Here is a 17,396-nt window from a genome sequence, read left to right as displayed (position 1 = left end):
GGGGGAGTGCGAGGATGTCTTTAAAAAATAAATTGAATCGCTTAAAGCCACACTTGTCGACGGGAAATTCTCCGGAAGAAAAGGCTGTTCCCTCTCCAGTAGAAACTTCCATTAAGATACCTTACAAAGAGCAATGGGAGCTAGAACATGTTTCCCCTTATTATCTAGACGAAAACTTCTGTTTAATTAGAGAGGTAAAATATCCGCTTGATCAAAGGCACGGTCATTATCGGTTTCGTGATTTTCTGACGGCAATAGAAACCTGGAACGAGCATTCTGCCGCTCATCCATTATCTGCTAAAGGGTTTCAGGCTGAAGACTTATTCTTTTTCGACACAGAAACGACGGGGCTTGGCGGCGGGACGGGCAATACCATTTTCTTATTGGGGTATGCCAGCATTAAGGGAGAAGAACTGATTTTAAGACAGCACATCCTCCCCAATCCCGGTGCGGAGGTCCCACTATATCAAAGCTTTCTGGAAAAGATTAATTATCGGACACTTGTCACTTATAATGGAAAAGCCTTTGACTGGCCGCAGGTCAAAACGAGACATACACTTGTAAGAAATCATGTTCCAAGGCTTCCGTCTTTTGGCCATTTCGATTTATTTCACGCGGCCAAAAGACTTTGGAAGCACAAATTAGAACGGTTGAAATTAGCAGTAGTAGAAAAAGAGGTTCTCGGGGTAGAAAGGATTGACGATATTCCTGGATTTTTAGCTCCGATGATTTATTTTGATTTTGTAGAAAACAAAAAGCCCGATGGCATGATTGGAATACTCAAGCATAATGAAATTGATATATTGTCGCTTGTCACTCTGTATACACATTTGACCTTTCAATTATGCGGATTAGACCACGACTCCACCAGAAGGGAAACCTTTGAAGTCGGCCGCTGGTTTGCGGCTATCGGGGAAAGAGATGAAGCAGAGAAAGTTCTCGGTAAACTCATTGACGGGCAGGATGTGACAGCTTGCCAAGCTAAGCTTACTCTAGCGTTTCAGCATAAAAAAGACCGGGAATGGGACAAAGCAAGATCTTTGTTTGTTGAGGTTGTCCAATCTGGGGAGGGGCGTCTTGTTCTTGATGCATGTGTAGAATTGGCTAAAATCTATGAGCATAGATTAAAAGATTTGGAAACAGCGCTTCAATACTGCAGCCAAGCTATCATTATAAGTAAGCGAACCCCTAATTTGCACAATCTTTCAGGGGATGTATCAATGGAACATCTACAAGCACGAAAAGAGCGTTTGAATCGAAAAATCGCTAAAAGCCCACGTTAAATTTCTTTATTTAAGGTTTATTAAAAATATGTAACAAAAAGTTCACAATTTGATGATAAAAAATTTGAAATTCCATATTGTTTACTGTCGTCTTAATAGGTACAATTATAAATTGTGTGCTGCATAAAAAAGGCGCAAAAATTTTATGGAGTGGGTAGAATGTATAAAGCAATTTTGTTTTTATTTTTCGTTGTTGTTTGTTTAACTGCTGTTGTTTTTACAAGCTTGAAAGATAGCTTTTATACCATGTTATAAGGATATAAACCCAAGAATGATAATATTACTATAAAAAATAGGTGTTTTCATTAGTACAAGAGTATCCCTTTTTTCATAGGCTGTTAATGTAAACAGAATAAAGAAAAGAAGGGAGAGCTTAATATGTTTCTTGGAACTAATTTTGCCCCGCCGGTGGTTCATCCGACGACAAACATTGTGAACCATACTTTCTCCGCAACGGTAGTGCCTCATATTCATCCGGTTCACACTACTACCGTGAATCATCACATGTTTGAGCATAAACACTACTGCCCGCAATCAGCTTCATGCTGTGAGGATGTATGTCACCAGCACATCAACTGCTGCAACCCTTGTGCACCGCAAGCAGTAATGCCTGCATCAAATGCACTGCCAAATGCGATGCCAAATGTAATGCCGAATATGCCGGGTTTTGGTATGGGAGGCCCCGGTATGGGAGGCCCTGGATTTGGACCTGGACCTTTCATGAGACCAAGACCTTAAAAGTTTGATTAATCTTACAGGGGCTTTTAGCCCTTGTTTTTTATTTTGTTACTATATAATATGCTAATGTTAATAAAATGTTTGTCCCTTTTTAGAAAATTTTTTCATTTGAGGAGAATGTTCTTGATTAAGGTATTGGCCATTTCCGGATATAAACCATTTGAATTAGGGATTTTTAAAAAGGATCATTCATCCGCAGACTTTATAAAAGAAGCTATCAAAAAATCACTTTTGCCCATGCTTGAGGATGGGCTGGAATGGGTGCTAATCAGCGGACAGTTAGGAGTGGAGCTTTGGGCTGCAGAAACTGTCTTTAACCTGCAAGAGGAATATCCAGAATTGAGGCTGGCCGTTATCACCCCTTTTTTAAATCAAGAAGCATCGTGGAATGATAACAATAAGGAATGGTACGAATCTGTTCTTATGCAAGCAGATTTTATTGATTCGGTTACGAAAAAGGGCTATGAAAAACCGTGGCAATTCCGATTGAAAAATCAATTTTTTATTGAAAAAAGTGATGGCCTTTTACTCTTGTATGATCATGAAAAGGAAGGAAGCCCAAAATATTTGTACGAACTAGCGGTCGATTATCAAAAGAAACATCCCTATTCGATTGAACTAATTACCTTTTATGATTTGCAGATGATTGTCGAAGAAGAACAGCTTAAAAAGTCCGATTTTTAATCCTGCTCGAATATCTTAGAATATACTAAATAGAATATATTGTCTCCTGATTTGCTTTACAGTAAATGAAAATTGACAAAACGGCTTATATTTGAAAAAATAATAGGTAATGATTGGCTAAACTTGAGGTGATTGGAATGCTGTCAGATAAAGTGAAACTAACTGCAAAGGATATTTTGGAAAAAGAGTTCAAAACTGGCGTACGTGGTTATAAACAAGAAGATGTTGATAAGTTTTTAGATTTGATTATTAAAGATTATGGTACTTTTCATCAGGAAATAGAAGATCTTCACCAAGAAAATCTAAGGCTTCGTAAACAGCTGGAAGATACAGCAAAAAGGCAGCCGGCAGCACAGCCTGCTGGGACAACTAATTTTGATATTTTAAAGCGCTTGTCCAATCTTGAAAAGCATGTATTCGGCAGCAAGCTTTACGAATAACAAATAATACCCTCATTTCCTTTGAATAACCATTGATAATGCTAAACGATATACATATAATAGACAATGTAACGTTAATGACGTTCGGGTAATCGCTGCAAGTTTTCTTGCAGAGGAAAGTCCATGCTCGCACGGGCTGAGATGCTCGTAGTGTTCGTGCCTAGCGAATTCATAAGCTAGGGCAGCCGGGTAGAACATTCGGTTGACGGCTGGGAAAATACCTAAGTCCTTAGGATATGGTATGAGTACCTTTAAAAGTGCCACAGTGACGATTACCTCTCTAGAAATGGGGAGGGTGGAACGGGTAAACCCCACGAGCGAGAAACCCAAATTATGGTAGGGGCACTTTCTCTATCGGAAATCAACGAGGAGAAGGACAGATTCCACGTGAGTCTGTAGATAGATGATTGCCGCCTCAGTACGAGACTTTTTGGTCGTTTGCAGTACAGAGGTACAGAACATGGCTTATAGAACGTTATTAATGGATAGTTTTGATGGAAATGAACAGCTCTCCTTAATCGGGAGGGCTTTTTATTTGTTGACTGAATCTGGAGACTATTTTTAGACCATAATGTTATTGGGAAATCAATCTTTACGATTATTTGATACATAAACGATTAAGGGTGAAAGAATGGGAAAAGGAAAATATCAAATTATTGCAACCGCAGCCATGGGTTTGGAGGCGCTTGTCGCTCAGGAGGTCCGGGCGCTTGGCTACGACTGTCAGGTGGATAATGGAAAGGTAACCTTCAATGGGGATGAATATGCCATCGCCAGAAGCAATTTATGGCTCCGTACAGCAGACCGGATTAAGATTAAAGTCGGTGATTTTAAGGCATATACCTTCGATGAATTATTTGAAAAAACAAAGGCACTTCCCTGGGAGCAGTTTTTACCGGAAGACGCTGAATTTCCGGTACTTGGCAAATCCGTGAAATCGAAGCTTTTCAGTATTTCCGATTGTCAAGCCATAGTAAAAAAGGCAATTGTGGAACGATTGAAACAAAAGTATAAAAAGAATTGGTTTGATGAGAATGGGGCTTTATACCGAATCGAAGTTGCCTTGTTAAAGGATACCGCAACTATTACCATCGATGCGAGCGGCACGGGTTTGCATAAACGCGGCTACCGCGCGGATCAAGGGGCTGCCCCGTTAAAGGAAACAATGGCAGCGGCGCTGATCATGCTAACCAATTGGCGGTCTGACCGTCCATTTATCGATCCTTTTTGCGGGTCAGGAACGATTCCAATTGAAGCGGCTCTGATTGGCCAGAATATCGCACCTGGCTTCAATCGTGAGTTTGTTTCCGAGTCCTGGAACTGGATGCCGTCCCGGGTTTGGGATGAAGTCCGGACAGAGGCGGAGGACCTGGCAAAATACGATACACCGCTCGATATTACAGGATCGGACATTGATCATCGGATGGTCAATATCGCGCAGGAAAACGCTTTTGAAGCAGGTTTTGGCGATCTGATTCAGTTTAAACAAATGCAGGTAAAAGATATTTCAACGAGAAAAGAATACGGTGTTATTATCGGCAACCCACCATACGGAGAAAGATTGGGAGAAAAAACCGAAGTGGAGCAAATGTATCGGGAAATGGGCCAGGCATTCAGCAAGCTTGACACCTGGTCGATCTACATCTTGACTTCAAATGAGGACTTTGAACAATTATACGGTAAGCCAGCCACAAAGAAACGAAAGCTGTTCAACGGATTTATTAAAACAGATTACTATCAATACTGGGGAAAACGACAGCCAAGACAGACAGACAATAGTTAAGGAATATTTTTAGCGTCTATAGGGCGCTTTTCTTTTTGGAGGGATACGATGCAAAGCCGCATACCATTTACAGTTTCAAAGACTGAAACATTTTATGATAAGCTAGGCGAATGGATTGGCGATGTTTTCTATGACATTTTGCCGGAATCCGGGTTTGAAGTCCGCGATGAACAAATTTATGTGGCGTTTCAGCTCGAAAAAGCATTTAAAGAGAAAAAGGTCATGTTTGCTGAGGCCGGAGTGGGGACAGGCAAAACAATCGTATATTTGCTCTATTGCCTTATGTATGCCCGTTATACGAACCGACCGGCTGTAATTGCCTGTGCTGACGAAACATTAATTGAGCAGTTGGTGAAGAAGGAAGGAGATATTGCCAAGCTTGAACAAGCTCTCAACTTAAATATAGATGTCCGCTTGGCAAAATCTCAGGACCAATACTTATGCTTAAAAAAGCTTGAAAATGGAAGGAATAGTAATTTTTCGGATGACGTTCTTGATATTTATGAGAATCTTCCTGATTTTATCCATATGGACGGTTCCATGCTGCAATTTGAAAAGTACGGCGACAGAAGGGATTATCCCGCTCTTTCCGATGAAGAATGGCAAACGGTCAGCTGGGATAAGCTCCAAGACTGTTTCTCATGTGAAAAGCGCCATCGATGTGGTCTTACTTTAAATCGAGAATTCTATCGGCACGCAAAGGACTTAATAATTTGCTCCCATGACTTTTATATGGAGCATATTTGGACAAAAGAGGCCCGGAAACGGGAGGGTCAGCTGCCGCTTTTACCGGATCATTCATCAGTGGTATTTGATGAAGGACATTTGCTTGAATATGCGGCACAGAAGGCGTTAAGCTACCGCTTTACAGATTACACGCTTGATACACTCTTAACTAGACTGATGGAAAATGATGTCCGCGAAAAAACACTTTATACGATAGAACAAGCGCTTGTTGATAACGATGAATTTTTCGATTGCCTTGCACAGTTTTCACAACCCACAATAGGGTCGGATAAAGAGATCATTCATAGGCACCCTATGGTCATGAAAAATTGTCGTAAACTTCTTTCGACATTGCAGTTATTGGAAGAGGAACTTGTCTTCGAAAGTGAAATGTTCGTTATCAACGAATATGATTTAAAAATTGTTGAGGAATACTTGGAGCAAATCACGTATTCTTTATCCCTCTTCCTTCAAGAGGTAAATGGAATTACTTGGCTTGAAGAAAGCAGTGGTGAGCGTACCCTTGTTATTATGCCGAAAATGGTGGAAGAGGTTTTGCGGGAAGAGGTATTTTCACAAAAAAAGCCTTATATTTTCTCATCTGCGACAATGTCTAATCAGAAATCATTTAATTATATGGCTTCCAGTTTAGGAATTGATGATTATCTATCCTGTTCGGTTGCTTCCCCATTTGATTATGACGAGAAAATGAAGGTATTCCTGCGATTCTTTATACAAGATGCCATCAATAAAAAAATCGACTATGTGATTGAAAAAATTAGATTGACAGAAGGTCGGGCTCTTATTCTTTTAAATAATCGTGATGAAATGAGGAATTTAAAGGAACGACTTAAAGAAGAGCAACAGTTTCCAATCTACTTTGAAGGTGACGAGGAGATTAGCACTCTAGTATCCAAGTTTCAAAATGAGGAACATTCGGTGCTTTGCTCTATCCATCTATGGGAGGGGCTTGACATCCCCGGCAGCTCACTGGAAAATGTTCTGATTTTTTCCCTTCCTTTCCCGCCGAACGATCCCGTCTTTACAGCAAAAAAGGAAGGGATGGCTGACCCATTTAATGAGGTGGATCTTCCTTATATGCTGCTCAGGTTACGGCAAGGAGTGGGCCGGCTGATAAGAAGCGAACAGGATCAAGGCACTGTCCATATCATGTTGGAAGAACCACTAGATCCAGATGTATTGAAAAAGATAAGAGAAGTATTGCCAACAAATGCAATTGAAGGGTAAGGAATGAAAAAAGAGGCTGATAATGAACTGTCAGCCTCTTTTTGTGCTATCTGCCAAGAACGCGGCGGCCGTCTTCTGTCATTTTATCCGGTGACCAGGCCGGCTGCCAAACAAGGTTAACGTCAACTTTGTTTACTTCCTCGATTCCTTCGACACAATAACGGACTCCGCTTGTGATACTATTGTGAAGTGGACATCCAGGAGTGGTAAGTGTCATCGTAATCGAAACATTATTGTCTTCTGTAATCCCCACACTATAAATTAAGCCTAAATCTACAACATTGATACCTAATTCCGGGTCATATACACTTTTTAATTCTTCAAAAATTTTCTCCTCTAGATTCATGGTAACTCACCTCATTATTTTTTTAGAACACTGAATATGCTGCTTGCAATAAAAAGCATCGCTACAGACAGGCCAAACTGGCCCAAATTAAAGAGAATCACTGTTTTTAATAAAAGTGCCAAAAAGACAATTAGAACGGAGCCAATGAATACTGATAAGACCGGTACAATCAACTTTTCATTCATCATTTCCTTCAACGAAGGAACTTTAACCTTTCCGATTTCTTTACTGTATTTATAGGTCCACCACAGGAATGGAACGATCTTATATAAATATCCGATAATACTTAAAACAATCCACAACAGTATATAGCAATATAGAAGCGGGCCAATAAGACTTGCAAATTTGCTGCTGAACAAGACCATAAAGGCGGCTGCATGAATCACATTCCCAAAACCAATCGCAGAAAGGGCGAAGCAAAATGGCTTATCGAGTTTTTTCTTTAACCTTTTTTTAATGATAATACTAATATGCCAGCTGAAAATAGAGAAGCCGGCCAATTGCAGGAAGAATCCAATCTTTAATAAAATACTGCTGTTAATAAAGAAAGAAATGATTGAAAGGACAAGCCCGGATACATAAATTCCGTACACATATCGGGCCTGCACCATTGGAAAACCATGGGCCAAAGAAAACATCGGCACCATCTTATAGGAAAAGCCAAAGATTAATAAAGTAAACCAACCGGTCAAGCCCAATAAAAGATGGCTTTTAAATATGCCTTGATAATGGTCGACGAGAAAGCCTGTTTTCATACTGTAGATCATCGTTATTCCCAAGAAAATGGTCATAAACAGGCAAACTAATGCCGTTCCCACAAAAGCAGTAAGAATAGTAGGGTTTGCTTGTGTTCTAAGCGTCATCAGCATCTGGAATAGGAACATAAAAATTCCAATTAGGGTAATGACACCAGGAATGACAGCATTTTGCGGTGCTGCATACAGCATCGCCGAAAAAGAGGTTATCCCTGCTGCCGTGATGAAAAATTGAACAAATCCAAATTTCTCATTCCAAATTTTCGTCAAAAAAGCAACCGGAACAAGCTGGTACATTGCACCCATGGCCACCATTAAGGCCCAGCCAAGGATTAAAAGATGGGCTGCCGACCAAAGGGCAGGAATGCGAAAAGCTCCATCCGTCAGCATATTCCCGTTTGCCAACAGCAGAATCTGTGAGGCGACAAGGGCAATTAAACTAAAAAGAATAAACGAAAAAGGCAGCTTAATATTTGTTTCAGTTCCTAGATTCTGAGGAAGCATTCGACTCACCTTCCTAGCGGAAGATTTCTATTTTAAAACTTCCGTCTGGTTGTTGTTCTGTTCTTTGTTGATATCCTAATTCTTCAAGCTGTTCATATAGAAACATCGGTCTTCTATCATTAATAATCGTTAAAACTTCCCCTTCGCCTAAACCTTCTAAAGCGGCTAAGGTTCGCATCATCGGCTGCGGCGGTTCGAGCCCGCGGTTATCTAAAATCATTGCAGATCACACTCCAAATCACTTTTAACTTTTCTTTGTAAAAACTACTTTCCAATGCTTTTTCTCTAATTCTTCTTCTTCATGGGTAAAGCCCTTTGCCTTTAGGACGGTAAATAGAGGCGACGGCTTAAAAGGTGCATGGAGGATGAATACATCTCCAGCATTATTTAATTCTTTTACTGCCTCCATAATCTTTTGAAATGGTTCGAGTTTATTCTTTATATCCTCACGTACATCTAATTCAATTATTCTTTGTTCCATACAATGAACACCTCTTTTATCGTTTGTTTAATAACATTGTAGCAGTGAAATCCCATAAGAAATGTGATTAGCGTCATATCTCGATGGATTTTAATGAAAATAATTCTCAATGTGACAAATTTGTGAAAAAGTATACATAAAGTGATATGTGTGATAAAAGTCACTATTATACGTTTTTTTTTAGACTAAAATACTTCTCGGATTGATAACAGAAAGGATGAAGGAAATGGAAATAAAGCGGGGGACTCAGCCTAAGAGCGTGGTAAAGGAAAATAGAAACGCACTTTTAAAATCCATTTTAATTATTACCATATTAATCAGCTTTACCATTTTGCTTGGCGGAGGCTATTGGATTTTTAAAGAGCAGGCGCCAAGACCATTGGAAGTAACTAATTCAAAAGGTGAAGTTATATTAACGAAAAAATCCATTATGGGCGGACAAGCTGTCTGGCAAAAGTATGGTTTAATGGACTACGGTACCGTTTTAGGACATGGTTCCTATATGGGTCCGGATTATACAGCAGAGGCTTTAAAAATCTATACTGGAGGAATGCAGGATTTTAAAGCGGAACAGCAATATGGTAAAAAATTTGCTTCATTAAGTGAAGATGAAAAGCAGATTATTAAAAACCAAGTTATTAAAGAAATGCGCAAAAATCGCTATGATGCGAGTAAAGATACATTAAAGCTGACAGACGCACAAGTAAATGGCCTTGAAAAAGTTAGGGCTTACTATAAGGATATTTTTACAAAAGGCGACGGCTGGGGGTTAAAAGCCAATCTAATCAAAGATTCTGATATACCATCAACAGACCGTGCCTATGTTGACAAAGGTGACCAAATCAAACAAATCTCTGATTTCTTCTTCTGGACAGCTTGGCTTTCAAGCACGGTTCGTCCTGGAGACAAAATCACTTACACGAATAACTGGCCATATTTTGAAGACGCCGGTAACCATCTATCCTTTTCCGCTATTTGGTGGAGCGGTGCCAGCGTTACAATCCTAATTTTAATGGTTGGGATCATCTTATATCTATTCTATCGTTATCAATTTGGTATGCAGGAAGCATATAAAGAAGGAAACTTCCCTCGTATTGATTTGCACAAGATGCCTGTAACAAGTTCACAGGTGAAAACAGGAAAGTATTTTACGGTTGTATCGGTATTATTCTTTGTTCAGTGTATGTTTGGTGCTCTCTTAGCCCACTATTATATCGAACCAGACAGCTTCTTTGGAATTAAGTGGATCCATGATATTCTTCCATTTAATATTTCCAAAGGCTATCACTTGCAGCTGGCGATTTTCTGGATTGCCACCGCATGGCTGGGCATGGGAATCTATGTAGCCCCTTTAGTTGGCGGTTATGAACCAAAGAAACAAGGTCTTTTAGTTGATATTTTATTCTGGGCATTAGTGGTTCTTGTTGGCGGAAGTATGGTTGGAGAGTGGCTTGGTGCCAATGGAAAATTGGGAAATGCCTGGTTCTTGTTTGGCCATACCGGTTGGGAATATATTGAGCTTGGACGAGTTTGGCAGCTTATCTTAATAGTAGGAATGCTAATCTGGCTGTTTATCGTATTCCGCGGTATCAAAGCAGGGCTTAAGAAAGAGTCCGACAAAGGCGGATTGATACACTTACTATTCTACTCTGCGATTGCTGTACCGGCTTTTTATATCTTTGCCTTATTTATCAACCCAGGTACAAGCTTTACATTTGCCGACTATTGGCGCTGGTGGATTATCCATTTATGGGTAGAAGGTATTTTTGAAGTTTTTGCAGTCGTTGTTATTGGTTTCTTATTAGTTCAATTAGGTCTTGTAACCAAGAAATCAACGTTAAGACAATTATATTTCCAATTAACCCTGCTTCTTGGCAGCGGCGTAATCGGTATCGGACACCATTATTATTATAATGGTTCAGCTGAAGTATGGATTGGTCTAGGTGCAGTCTTCTCTGCATTGGAAGTTATTCCATTGACATTGTTAATTCTTGAAGCTTATGAGCAGTACAAAATGATGCGTGACGGCGGTGTCGACTTCCCTTACAAAGGTACGTTCTGGTTTTTGATTTCTGTTGCGATATGGAACCTTGTCGGTGCCGGGGTACTTGGTTTCTTAATTAATCTGCCAGCGGTAGCCTATTTCGAACATGGACAATTCTTAACACCAACCCATGGACATGCTTCGATGATGGGTGTTTACGGAATGTTTGCCTGTGCAGTACTTCTTTATTCGTTAAGGAATATTGTGAAGCCTGAGGCCTGGAATGACAAATGGCTTAAGATAAGCTGCATTCTGTTAAACATTGGTCTAGCAGGAATGGTCTTATTGTCCTTGCTTCCAGTTGGATTTATGCAAATAAAAGAGGCATTTTATCACGGATATGCAGCAAGCCGCGCTTCCTCCTTCCTGCAAAAGGATCTGGTGCAAACCATTTTAACCTGGCGTGCGGTACCTGACACCATCTTCTTAATCGGTGTAATTATCCTGGTACTATTCTGTATTAAGGCCCTATTTAACCTGCGTAAACCAACGCATAAAGATGGAGAGCGACTTCCGGTTAAAGATTTATCCATTGATGAAGATTAATAGTAAAAATCCGCAAGGCTTTAGCTTTGCGGATTTTTCTCTTCTTTCATTTCTTCGTAGCAGTCAAAGCAGTAAGATTGTTTCTCCTCGGTAATCACTCCATTAAAGAATCCATCCAAACAATAAATCTCTTTCCCACAGCATTTACATAAACCAACTAATTCTTTCATTTAGACTTGCCTCCTTATGAATAAAATCATATTTCAACTGTGATGGTACTCACTAAGTCCTTACCTAAGTTTTTCTATAATAAAAAAGAAGTTAACCCAATTAAAGGAGTGATAATGATGCAAACCTACGCAAAAATTATCAATGTACCAGATTATCCACCAAGAGAAAAGCATCCAACCATCTTTAAGGCATTTGATGAATTGGCATCAGGTGAAACCATGCAGATTGTCAATGACCATGATCCAAGACCGCTGCTTTACCAATTTATGATGGAAAGACCAGAGCAATTTTCATGGGAATACCTTGAAGAAGGCCCTGAAGTTTGGAAGGTTGCCGTTAACAAGAAGTAATTTTTTAAGGCTCCTCTCTTACTAGACTTTGTGTCTACATCCAATCTAATATTTATTTCGATTTATTTTTCAGTTAAAACCTCTTTTTTCCTATAAACCTATTTTACAACAGAAATTCGTTTCTGTTGTTTTTTTATCCGCATGATTTGTCAGAAATATGTTAAAATTTATAGCGAGATAGGGGGAAAGACAATGAATATAGTGCAATTTGAAAAGGAATTCTTAGAGTATGTCAAAAAAATGACCGCTTATCACGAAGCCCTTGGTTTAATTTACTGGGACATACGGACAGGCGCTCCTAAACAGGGAGTAGGGCAGAGGTCAGAAGTGATTGGCGTGCTGTCCTCCGAGGTATTTAAAATGTCAATATCAGAGGAAATGGCAGCCTACATAGCAGGCCTTTCAAAAGCTGAATTGTCCGATAGAACAAGAAAAATTCTTGAAGAATGCAAAAAGAACTATGAGTTAAACAAAAAAATTCCTGCGGAAGAATACAGAGAATTCGTCATTCTCCAATCAAATGCCGAGACAGTTTGGGAAGAAGCCAAAGAAAAAGCTGACTTCAAACTGTTCAAGCCATACTTAGAGAAGCTGGTAGCAATGACAAAGCGATTTATCGAGTACTGGGGCTATGAAGGGAATAAATATAATGTTTTATTAGATATGTACGAACCAGGCTTGACAGTTGAGGTTTTAGATCAGGTTTTTGGAGAACTGAAGAACAAAATTGTTCCGTTAGTAAAACAGATTTCGGAATCCCCCCACAAACCCAAAACTGATTTTTTGTTTCATCGTTTCCCTAAGGAAAAGCAGCGGAAATTCAGCTTGGAAATCTTAGCGCAAATAGGTTATGACTTTAATGCTGGCAGGCTTGATGAAACCGTCCACCCTTTTGCAACTGGTTTAAATCCTGGTGATGTCCGCGTTACGACAAAGTATGATGAACAGGATTTTCGGACAGCTGTTTTTGGAACCATCCATGAAGGCGGCCATGCTTTATACGAACAGAATATTTCCAAAGAGTTAATCGGTACACCATTATGCTCTGGAACCTCCATGGGAATTCATGAATCGCAATCGCTTTTCTATGAAAATCTTCTTGGACGGAGCTTGCCTTTTTGGAAAAAGAATTTTGACCTCCTGAAAAAATACGCCAATGGTCAATTCGATCATGTAAGCATTGAGGATTTTTATCGGGCCATCAATGAATCAAAGCCTTCTTTTATACGGATTGAAGCAGACGAACTTACCTATCCGCTTCATATTATTATCCGTTACGAAATCGAAAAGGGATTGTTTAATGATGAAATAGAGGTTTCCGACCTTCCAACAGTTTGGAATGAGATGTATGAGAAGTACTTTGGAATCCGCCCTGGACATGATGGCGAGGGTGTTCTTCAAGACGTTCATTGGGCAGGTGGAAGCTTTGGCTACTTTCCTTCGTACGCTTTAGGCTATATGTATGCAGCCCAATTTAAGCATAAAATGCTTAAGGACCTTCCTAATTATGATCAGCTTCTTCAAGAAGGGAATCTCCTTCCAATCAAAGAATGGCTTACGAATCATATCCATCAACACGGCAAACTGAAAAAGCCGCTTGAAATCCTTCAGGAGGTAACAGGTGAAGGTTTAAATGCCAAGTATTTGATTGATTATCTTTATGAGAAATATGGAAAGGTCTATCAGTTAAATTGAGCAGACCATCGTCGATAATCTTCATTGCATTCAGTGCCTCTTTATGGGGTATCATCGCCATCTTTGTACGGAAGCTCGCCAGCCTAGGGTTCACTCCAATGGAAATAGTTACCATTAGGGTCGTCGCTGCTGCCATTTTGCTTGGATTGATAGGAATTTGTAAATACAGGCCCAACCTTAGAGTTGACCTTAGTGACATTAAGCTGTTTTTCGGGACGGGAATCTTTAGTATTGTGTTATTCAATTGGTGCTATTTTACTTCTGTAAATGAAATGAATCTTTCAATCGCGGTAATTCTTTTATATACTGCACCTGCATTTGTCACAGTATTATCGTTTTTGTTTTTAAAAGAGAAATTAACTGGGCTGAAGATTATGTCAGTGCTCGGTACACTTGTCGGGTGTATCCTTATAGCCGGAATAAATTCAGGTGCGGCATCATCCATTACTTTAATGGGTATTGTAACTGGCCTCGGCGCCGGCTTTGGATATGCTTTATACAGCATTTTTGGGAAATTTGCGTTAGAAAAATATTCTTCATTTACGGTTACCTTTTATACCTTTTTAGTGGCGTCCATTGGCTTAATTCCATTTACGGCGCTATGGAAAAAGGAGAGCCTTTTGCTTAGCAATGAGGTCCTGTTTTATGGAATTGGCTTAGGCCTGTTTCCAACTGTCATTGCCTATTTGTTATATACGAAGGGGCTAGAGAAAACAGATGCAAGTATTGCGGCAATTATCGCAACGGTTGAACCGATGGTCGCCACCATATTGAGCGTTTTTCTTTATAAAGAAAGCTTTGGTTTGTACCAAGCAATTGGTGCAATTATTATTTTGTTATCAGTAACCATCATCAATATACCTACAAGAAAACAAAAGGCTTCAATCGTCTAGATTGAAGCCTTTTATTCTACTAATCTGCTTTAACGATTCACTCCGTTTATTTGTTAAAATATTATTAAAATAATGCTTTTCAACAAGCCAGTTAGCAGGGATAAATAATAAAAGTTTGGAATTTTGGTTTGGTCAAAATAATAAATTGAGAGAAACTGCCTTTTTTCGACAATCTGAAAAGGCTTCAATCGTTTAGATTGAAGCCTTCTGGAATTACCAAGTCTTAAACCCTTTGGACCCAGGCGGTGCATTTTGAATAATATCAATGAATGGTATTGTGTAGGCGAACAGGATTAAGGCAGCAGTGATGCCGAGCCATAATTTCCAGTTTTCAAATACCATTGGTGCTTTTTCCTCCACATTTTCTGCTTCACCGACAGGGAATTCTTCTTCACCTTTTGGTGCAAAGAAGGCAAGATTAATGAAAATAACTAATACTAATATTATGCCAAGGAATAAAATCGTTCCGCCAACTGCCTGGGCAATTTGGTAAGGAATCCACTCAAGAGCCTGCTTGGAGTCGCCATAAGTGGAGAATGCAGAACGTCTGGGTCCGCCAAGTAAGCCTTGGAAGTGCATTGCACCAGACATAAATGCCATTCCGATAAACCATACCCATGCCTGAATAATACCTAATTTGTTCATCGCCTTAGTCAGCTTGCGGCCGGTTAAGTGCGGCACGAGCCAATATGAAATTCCGAAGAATGTAAGTACGACAGAAGTTGCTGCTGTCAAATGGAAGTGTCCTGTTACCCAAATGGTATTATGGACAACCTGGTCCATCTGGTTGGAAGCATTGATGATACCGCCCGCACCGGCAGGAATGAATGAAGCCATACCGATGAATGGAACCGTGAAACGGGCATCATTCCAAGGAAGCACTTTAAACCAGCCAAATAAACCAGTAGCTCCTTTAGAACGGCCATATCTCTCAAACGTAGCGAACAGAGAGAAGGCAGTCATTAAGGACGGGATAATTACCATGAATGTTAAGATAACCTGTATAAATTTCCAAGCCGGGTCAATACCCGGTTCTGTCAACTGGTGGTGGAAACCAACCGGAATCGAGAAAAGCAAGAATAAGATAAAAGATAAACGAGCCAGTGAATCTGAGAAAATCTTTCCGCCGATAATTTTTGGGATAACTGCATACCAGCACATATAAGCAGGCAAAAGCCAGAAATACACTAATGGGTGACCGAAATACCAGAATAACGTACGGCTGATAAGAACATCTACAGTATCTACTAAACCTAAAGACCAAGGCAACAATTGGAATAGAACAGTTGCAGCAACCCCTAATGTAGCCACAATCCACATCACAGTGTTGATAACAGCCATAAAGCTTAACAACGGGCTAGGCTTGCCAGGGTTGTTTTTCCGCCATTTCGCATAGGTCATTATTTGTGCAGCGCCATCAACCCAGCTGCCGACAACCACAAGGGTTAATCCTAAATAAAAGATCCAGTGTGCTTTAAGTGGTGCATAGAAGGTATAAAGTACAGATGCTTCATTTAATAGAATCATCGTTCCTGACATAAGGGTACCAGCAGTCATTAACCAGAAACCAATCCAGCCGGTCCGTCTGGCTGCCGGAGAATGTGTTCCTGCAGTTCTGGATACAGCCGCATATTGAAATCCCATGATAAAGAATGTTGTTAAAACTAGCCCCATTAAAACACCATGAGCTGTTAAAATTTGATAGTAGCCAATTCCCAAAGGCAGTTCAAATTTTCCGGAACGGACAAGGGTTTGTAGTAATCCCATCAGACCGCCAAGAGCGAGTGCTCCGAAAGCCACAAAGAAATGCGCCATGGATAGCTTCGCGTCACGAGGGTCAACCTTTACTTTAGCTGCAGCGTTAACCATTATTTAACCACCTCAATCTTAGAGAACATTAAATGGTGCCCAGTTCCACAGTATTCGTTACATACAACTAGAAATTCGCCGGCCTTGTCAAAGGTTGTTGTGTATTCGCTGACATATCCCGGTTCTAGCATCATATTAATATTGGTACCGGCCATTTCAAAACCATGGACAACGTCCTTGGTGGTACCGATTACTTTCACTTTTGCTCCAAGCGGAACCTCAACCTTTGCAGGGTTATAAGAGAAAGCAGATGCGACAAATACTAGTTCATAATCCCACTCTTTGCCTTCGACCTTATGAAGTCCCGGCTTATCGAAAGGTTTTGTGGTATCAACCTTTTCCGGATTTATTGTAGTTAAACAGCTTGCTGGTTTGTTCCCAAGGTAAAATGCGCTGACACCGACTACTGTTAAAAAAACAACAAGACAGCCGATTCCAAAAGTCAGCCAGATTTTTTCAAATTTATGCATATGCATATATAATTCCCCCCTTTATTTCCTAAAAACGGTCTACGAACAGAAAGTAAACTGAAACCCATGAAACAATGATAAAAAGCCCTAGAATGAATACAGACGCCAGTGTCCCCTTTAAAGAAGAACTGTCTTCAATCTCTGTTTGGTGCTTTGTCTTTAGTTCCGCCTTTGCCATCCCCCTACACTCCCTTCAGAAAATGAAAAGTAAATAAATGATTTCTCTTTCATAATACAAAACAATTGTGAAAGGAAAATATCAAATTCAAGAATTCACAAATTGTTCATTCCTTAGTTAACTACAATGGTAATGTTAAAAAGTTGGTATAACAGTGATTTTAGTCACAATTCCCCACCAGTAATTGTGACT

The 17,396-nt window shown here is 39.9% G+C and carries 18 protein-coding genes and 1 other RNA gene; 11 read left to right on the top strand and 8 right to left on the bottom strand.

Features of this window, described 5'->3' with window-relative positions; all coding sequences use genetic code 11:
• Nucleotides 1-14: 14 nt before the first annotated feature.
• The 7 genes from ACZ5AE_RS20390 to ACZ5AE_RS20360 all read left to right on the top strand — a co-directional run bounded on the left by ACZ5AE_RS20390 (nucleotide 15) and on the right by ACZ5AE_RS20360 (nucleotide 6,902).
• Nucleotides 15-1,283: a ribonuclease H-like domain-containing protein gene (locus tag ACZ5AE_RS20390; RefSeq protein ID WP_464566398.1), complete on the top strand. Its 1,269-nt coding sequence runs from the start codon at nucleotides 15-17 to the stop codon at nucleotides 1,281-1,283.
• A 378-nt stretch (nucleotides 1,284-1,661) separates the two neighbouring features.
• Nucleotides 1,662-2,021, top strand: a complete 360-nt coding sequence (locus ACZ5AE_RS20385; protein WP_464566397.1) for a CotD family spore coat protein — start codon at nucleotides 1,662-1,664, stop codon at nucleotides 2,019-2,021.
• A 123-nt stretch (nucleotides 2,022-2,144) separates the two neighbouring features.
• Nucleotides 2,145-2,705, top strand: a complete 561-nt coding sequence (locus tag ACZ5AE_RS20380; protein WP_464566396.1) for an SLOG family protein — start codon at nucleotides 2,145-2,147, stop codon at nucleotides 2,703-2,705.
• Nucleotides 2,706-2,842: 137 nt separating this feature from the next.
• The gene (gene gpsB, locus ACZ5AE_RS20375; RefSeq protein WP_464573683.1) at nucleotides 2,843-3,145 is read left to right on the top strand and encodes a cell division regulator GpsB; all 303 of its coding nucleotides are present in this window, start codon (nucleotides 2,843-2,845) and stop codon (nucleotides 3,143-3,145) included.
• A gap of 80 nt (nucleotides 3,146-3,225) precedes the next feature.
• Nucleotides 3,226-3,618: RNase P RNA component class B (gene rnpB / locus ACZ5AE_RS20370), an RNA gene on the top strand.
• 158 nt (nucleotides 3,619-3,776) lie between these two features.
• Entirely contained in the window at nucleotides 3,777-4,928 is a 1,152-nt protein-coding gene (locus ACZ5AE_RS20365; RefSeq protein WP_464566395.1) for a THUMP domain-containing class I SAM-dependent RNA methyltransferase, read from the top strand.
• 48 nt (nucleotides 4,929-4,976) lie between these two features.
• Nucleotides 4,977-6,902: an ATP-dependent DNA helicase gene (locus tag ACZ5AE_RS20360; protein WP_464566394.1), complete on the top strand. Its 1,926-nt coding sequence runs from the start codon at nucleotides 4,977-4,979 to the stop codon at nucleotides 6,900-6,902.
• Nucleotides 6,903-6,948: 46 nt separating this feature from the next.
• Here ACZ5AE_RS20360 and ACZ5AE_RS20355 read toward each other — a convergent pair whose 3' ends face one another.
• Genes ACZ5AE_RS20355 through ACZ5AE_RS20340 form a run of 4 tightly spaced genes read right to left on the bottom strand, consistent with a single transcriptional unit; the run spans nucleotide 6,949 to nucleotide 8,988 of the window.
• Nucleotides 6,949-7,248, bottom strand: coding sequence for a metal-sulfur cluster assembly factor (locus ACZ5AE_RS20355; protein ID WP_464566393.1), 300 nt, complete (start codon nucleotides 7,246-7,248; stop codon nucleotides 6,949-6,951).
• Between the two features lie 14 nt (nucleotides 7,249-7,262).
• The gene (locus ACZ5AE_RS20350) at nucleotides 7,263-8,507 is read right to left on the bottom strand and encodes a hypothetical protein (RefSeq protein ID WP_464566392.1); all 1,245 of its coding nucleotides are present in this window, start codon (nucleotides 8,505-8,507) and stop codon (nucleotides 7,263-7,265) included.
• A gap of 13 nt (nucleotides 8,508-8,520) precedes the next feature.
• The gene (locus ACZ5AE_RS20345) at nucleotides 8,521-8,727 is read right to left on the bottom strand and encodes a DUF2249 domain-containing protein (protein ID WP_217033501.1); all 207 of its coding nucleotides are present in this window, start codon (nucleotides 8,725-8,727) and stop codon (nucleotides 8,521-8,523) included.
• A gap of 24 nt (nucleotides 8,728-8,751) precedes the next feature.
• A complete protein-coding gene (locus ACZ5AE_RS20340) occupies nucleotides 8,752-8,988 on the bottom strand; it encodes a DUF2249 domain-containing protein (RefSeq protein WP_464566391.1) in 237 nt (78 codons plus the stop codon).
• 226 nt (nucleotides 8,989-9,214) lie between these two features.
• Between ACZ5AE_RS20340 and ACZ5AE_RS20335 the strand changes: the two genes are divergently transcribed.
• A complete protein-coding gene (locus tag ACZ5AE_RS20335) occupies nucleotides 9,215-11,578 on the top strand; it encodes a nitric-oxide reductase large subunit (RefSeq protein WP_464566390.1) in 2,364 nt (787 codons plus the stop codon).
• Nucleotides 11,579-11,598: 20 nt separating this feature from the next.
• On the opposite strand, the gene ACZ5AE_RS20330 is transcribed toward ACZ5AE_RS20335, so the two are convergent.
• Complete coding sequence (locus ACZ5AE_RS20330) at nucleotides 11,599-11,748, bottom strand: hypothetical protein (RefSeq protein ID WP_464566389.1); 150 nt, start codon at nucleotides 11,746-11,748, stop codon at nucleotides 11,599-11,601.
• Nucleotides 11,749-11,865: 117 nt separating this feature from the next.
• Between ACZ5AE_RS20330 and ACZ5AE_RS20325 the strand changes: the two genes are divergently transcribed.
• From ACZ5AE_RS20325 to ACZ5AE_RS20315, 3 genes are all read left to right on the top strand, one after another.
• A complete protein-coding gene (locus ACZ5AE_RS20325) occupies nucleotides 11,866-12,099 on the top strand; it encodes a DUF2249 domain-containing protein (protein WP_464573682.1) in 234 nt (77 codons plus the stop codon).
• A gap of 192 nt (nucleotides 12,100-12,291) precedes the next feature.
• Nucleotides 12,292-13,794, top strand: coding sequence for a carboxypeptidase M32 (locus ACZ5AE_RS20320; RefSeq protein ID WP_464566388.1), 1,503 nt, complete (start codon nucleotides 12,292-12,294; stop codon nucleotides 13,792-13,794).
• Nucleotides 13,791-14,687, top strand: a complete 897-nt coding sequence (locus tag ACZ5AE_RS20315) for a DMT family transporter (protein ID WP_464566387.1) — start codon at nucleotides 13,791-13,793, stop codon at nucleotides 14,685-14,687. The genes ACZ5AE_RS20320 and ACZ5AE_RS20315 overlap by 4 nt, the downstream gene beginning before the upstream one ends.
• Nucleotides 14,688-14,900: 213 nt before the next feature.
• On the opposite strand, the gene ACZ5AE_RS20310 is transcribed toward ACZ5AE_RS20315, so the two are convergent.
• The 3 genes from ACZ5AE_RS20310 to ACZ5AE_RS20300 are packed head-to-tail and all read right to left on the bottom strand — an operon-like array spanning nucleotide 14,901 to nucleotide 17,204.
• Nucleotides 14,901-16,556 carry a b(o/a)3-type cytochrome-c oxidase subunit 1 gene (locus ACZ5AE_RS20310; protein ID WP_464566386.1) on the bottom strand — a complete coding sequence of 552 codons (1,656 nt, stop codon included), beginning with the start codon at nucleotides 16,554-16,556 and terminating at the stop codon, nucleotides 14,901-14,903.
• Complete coding sequence (locus tag ACZ5AE_RS20305) at nucleotides 16,556-17,032, bottom strand: cytochrome c oxidase subunit II (RefSeq protein ID WP_464566385.1); 477 nt, start codon at nucleotides 17,030-17,032, stop codon at nucleotides 16,556-16,558. Before ACZ5AE_RS20305 ends, ACZ5AE_RS20310 begins: the two co-directional genes overlap by 1 nt.
• A 22-nt stretch (nucleotides 17,033-17,054) precedes the next feature.
• Nucleotides 17,055-17,204, bottom strand: a complete 150-nt coding sequence (locus tag ACZ5AE_RS20300) for a cytochrome c oxidase subunit 2A (RefSeq protein ID WP_464566383.1) — start codon at nucleotides 17,202-17,204, stop codon at nucleotides 17,055-17,057.
• Nucleotides 17,205-17,396: the final 192 nt, after the last annotated feature.

The sequence above is a fragment of the Neobacillus sp. S1227 genome, assembly GCF_055385255.1.
Note: the sequence above shows the minus strand (reverse complement) of the source record. Positions and strands in the feature narration are given on the sequence as shown.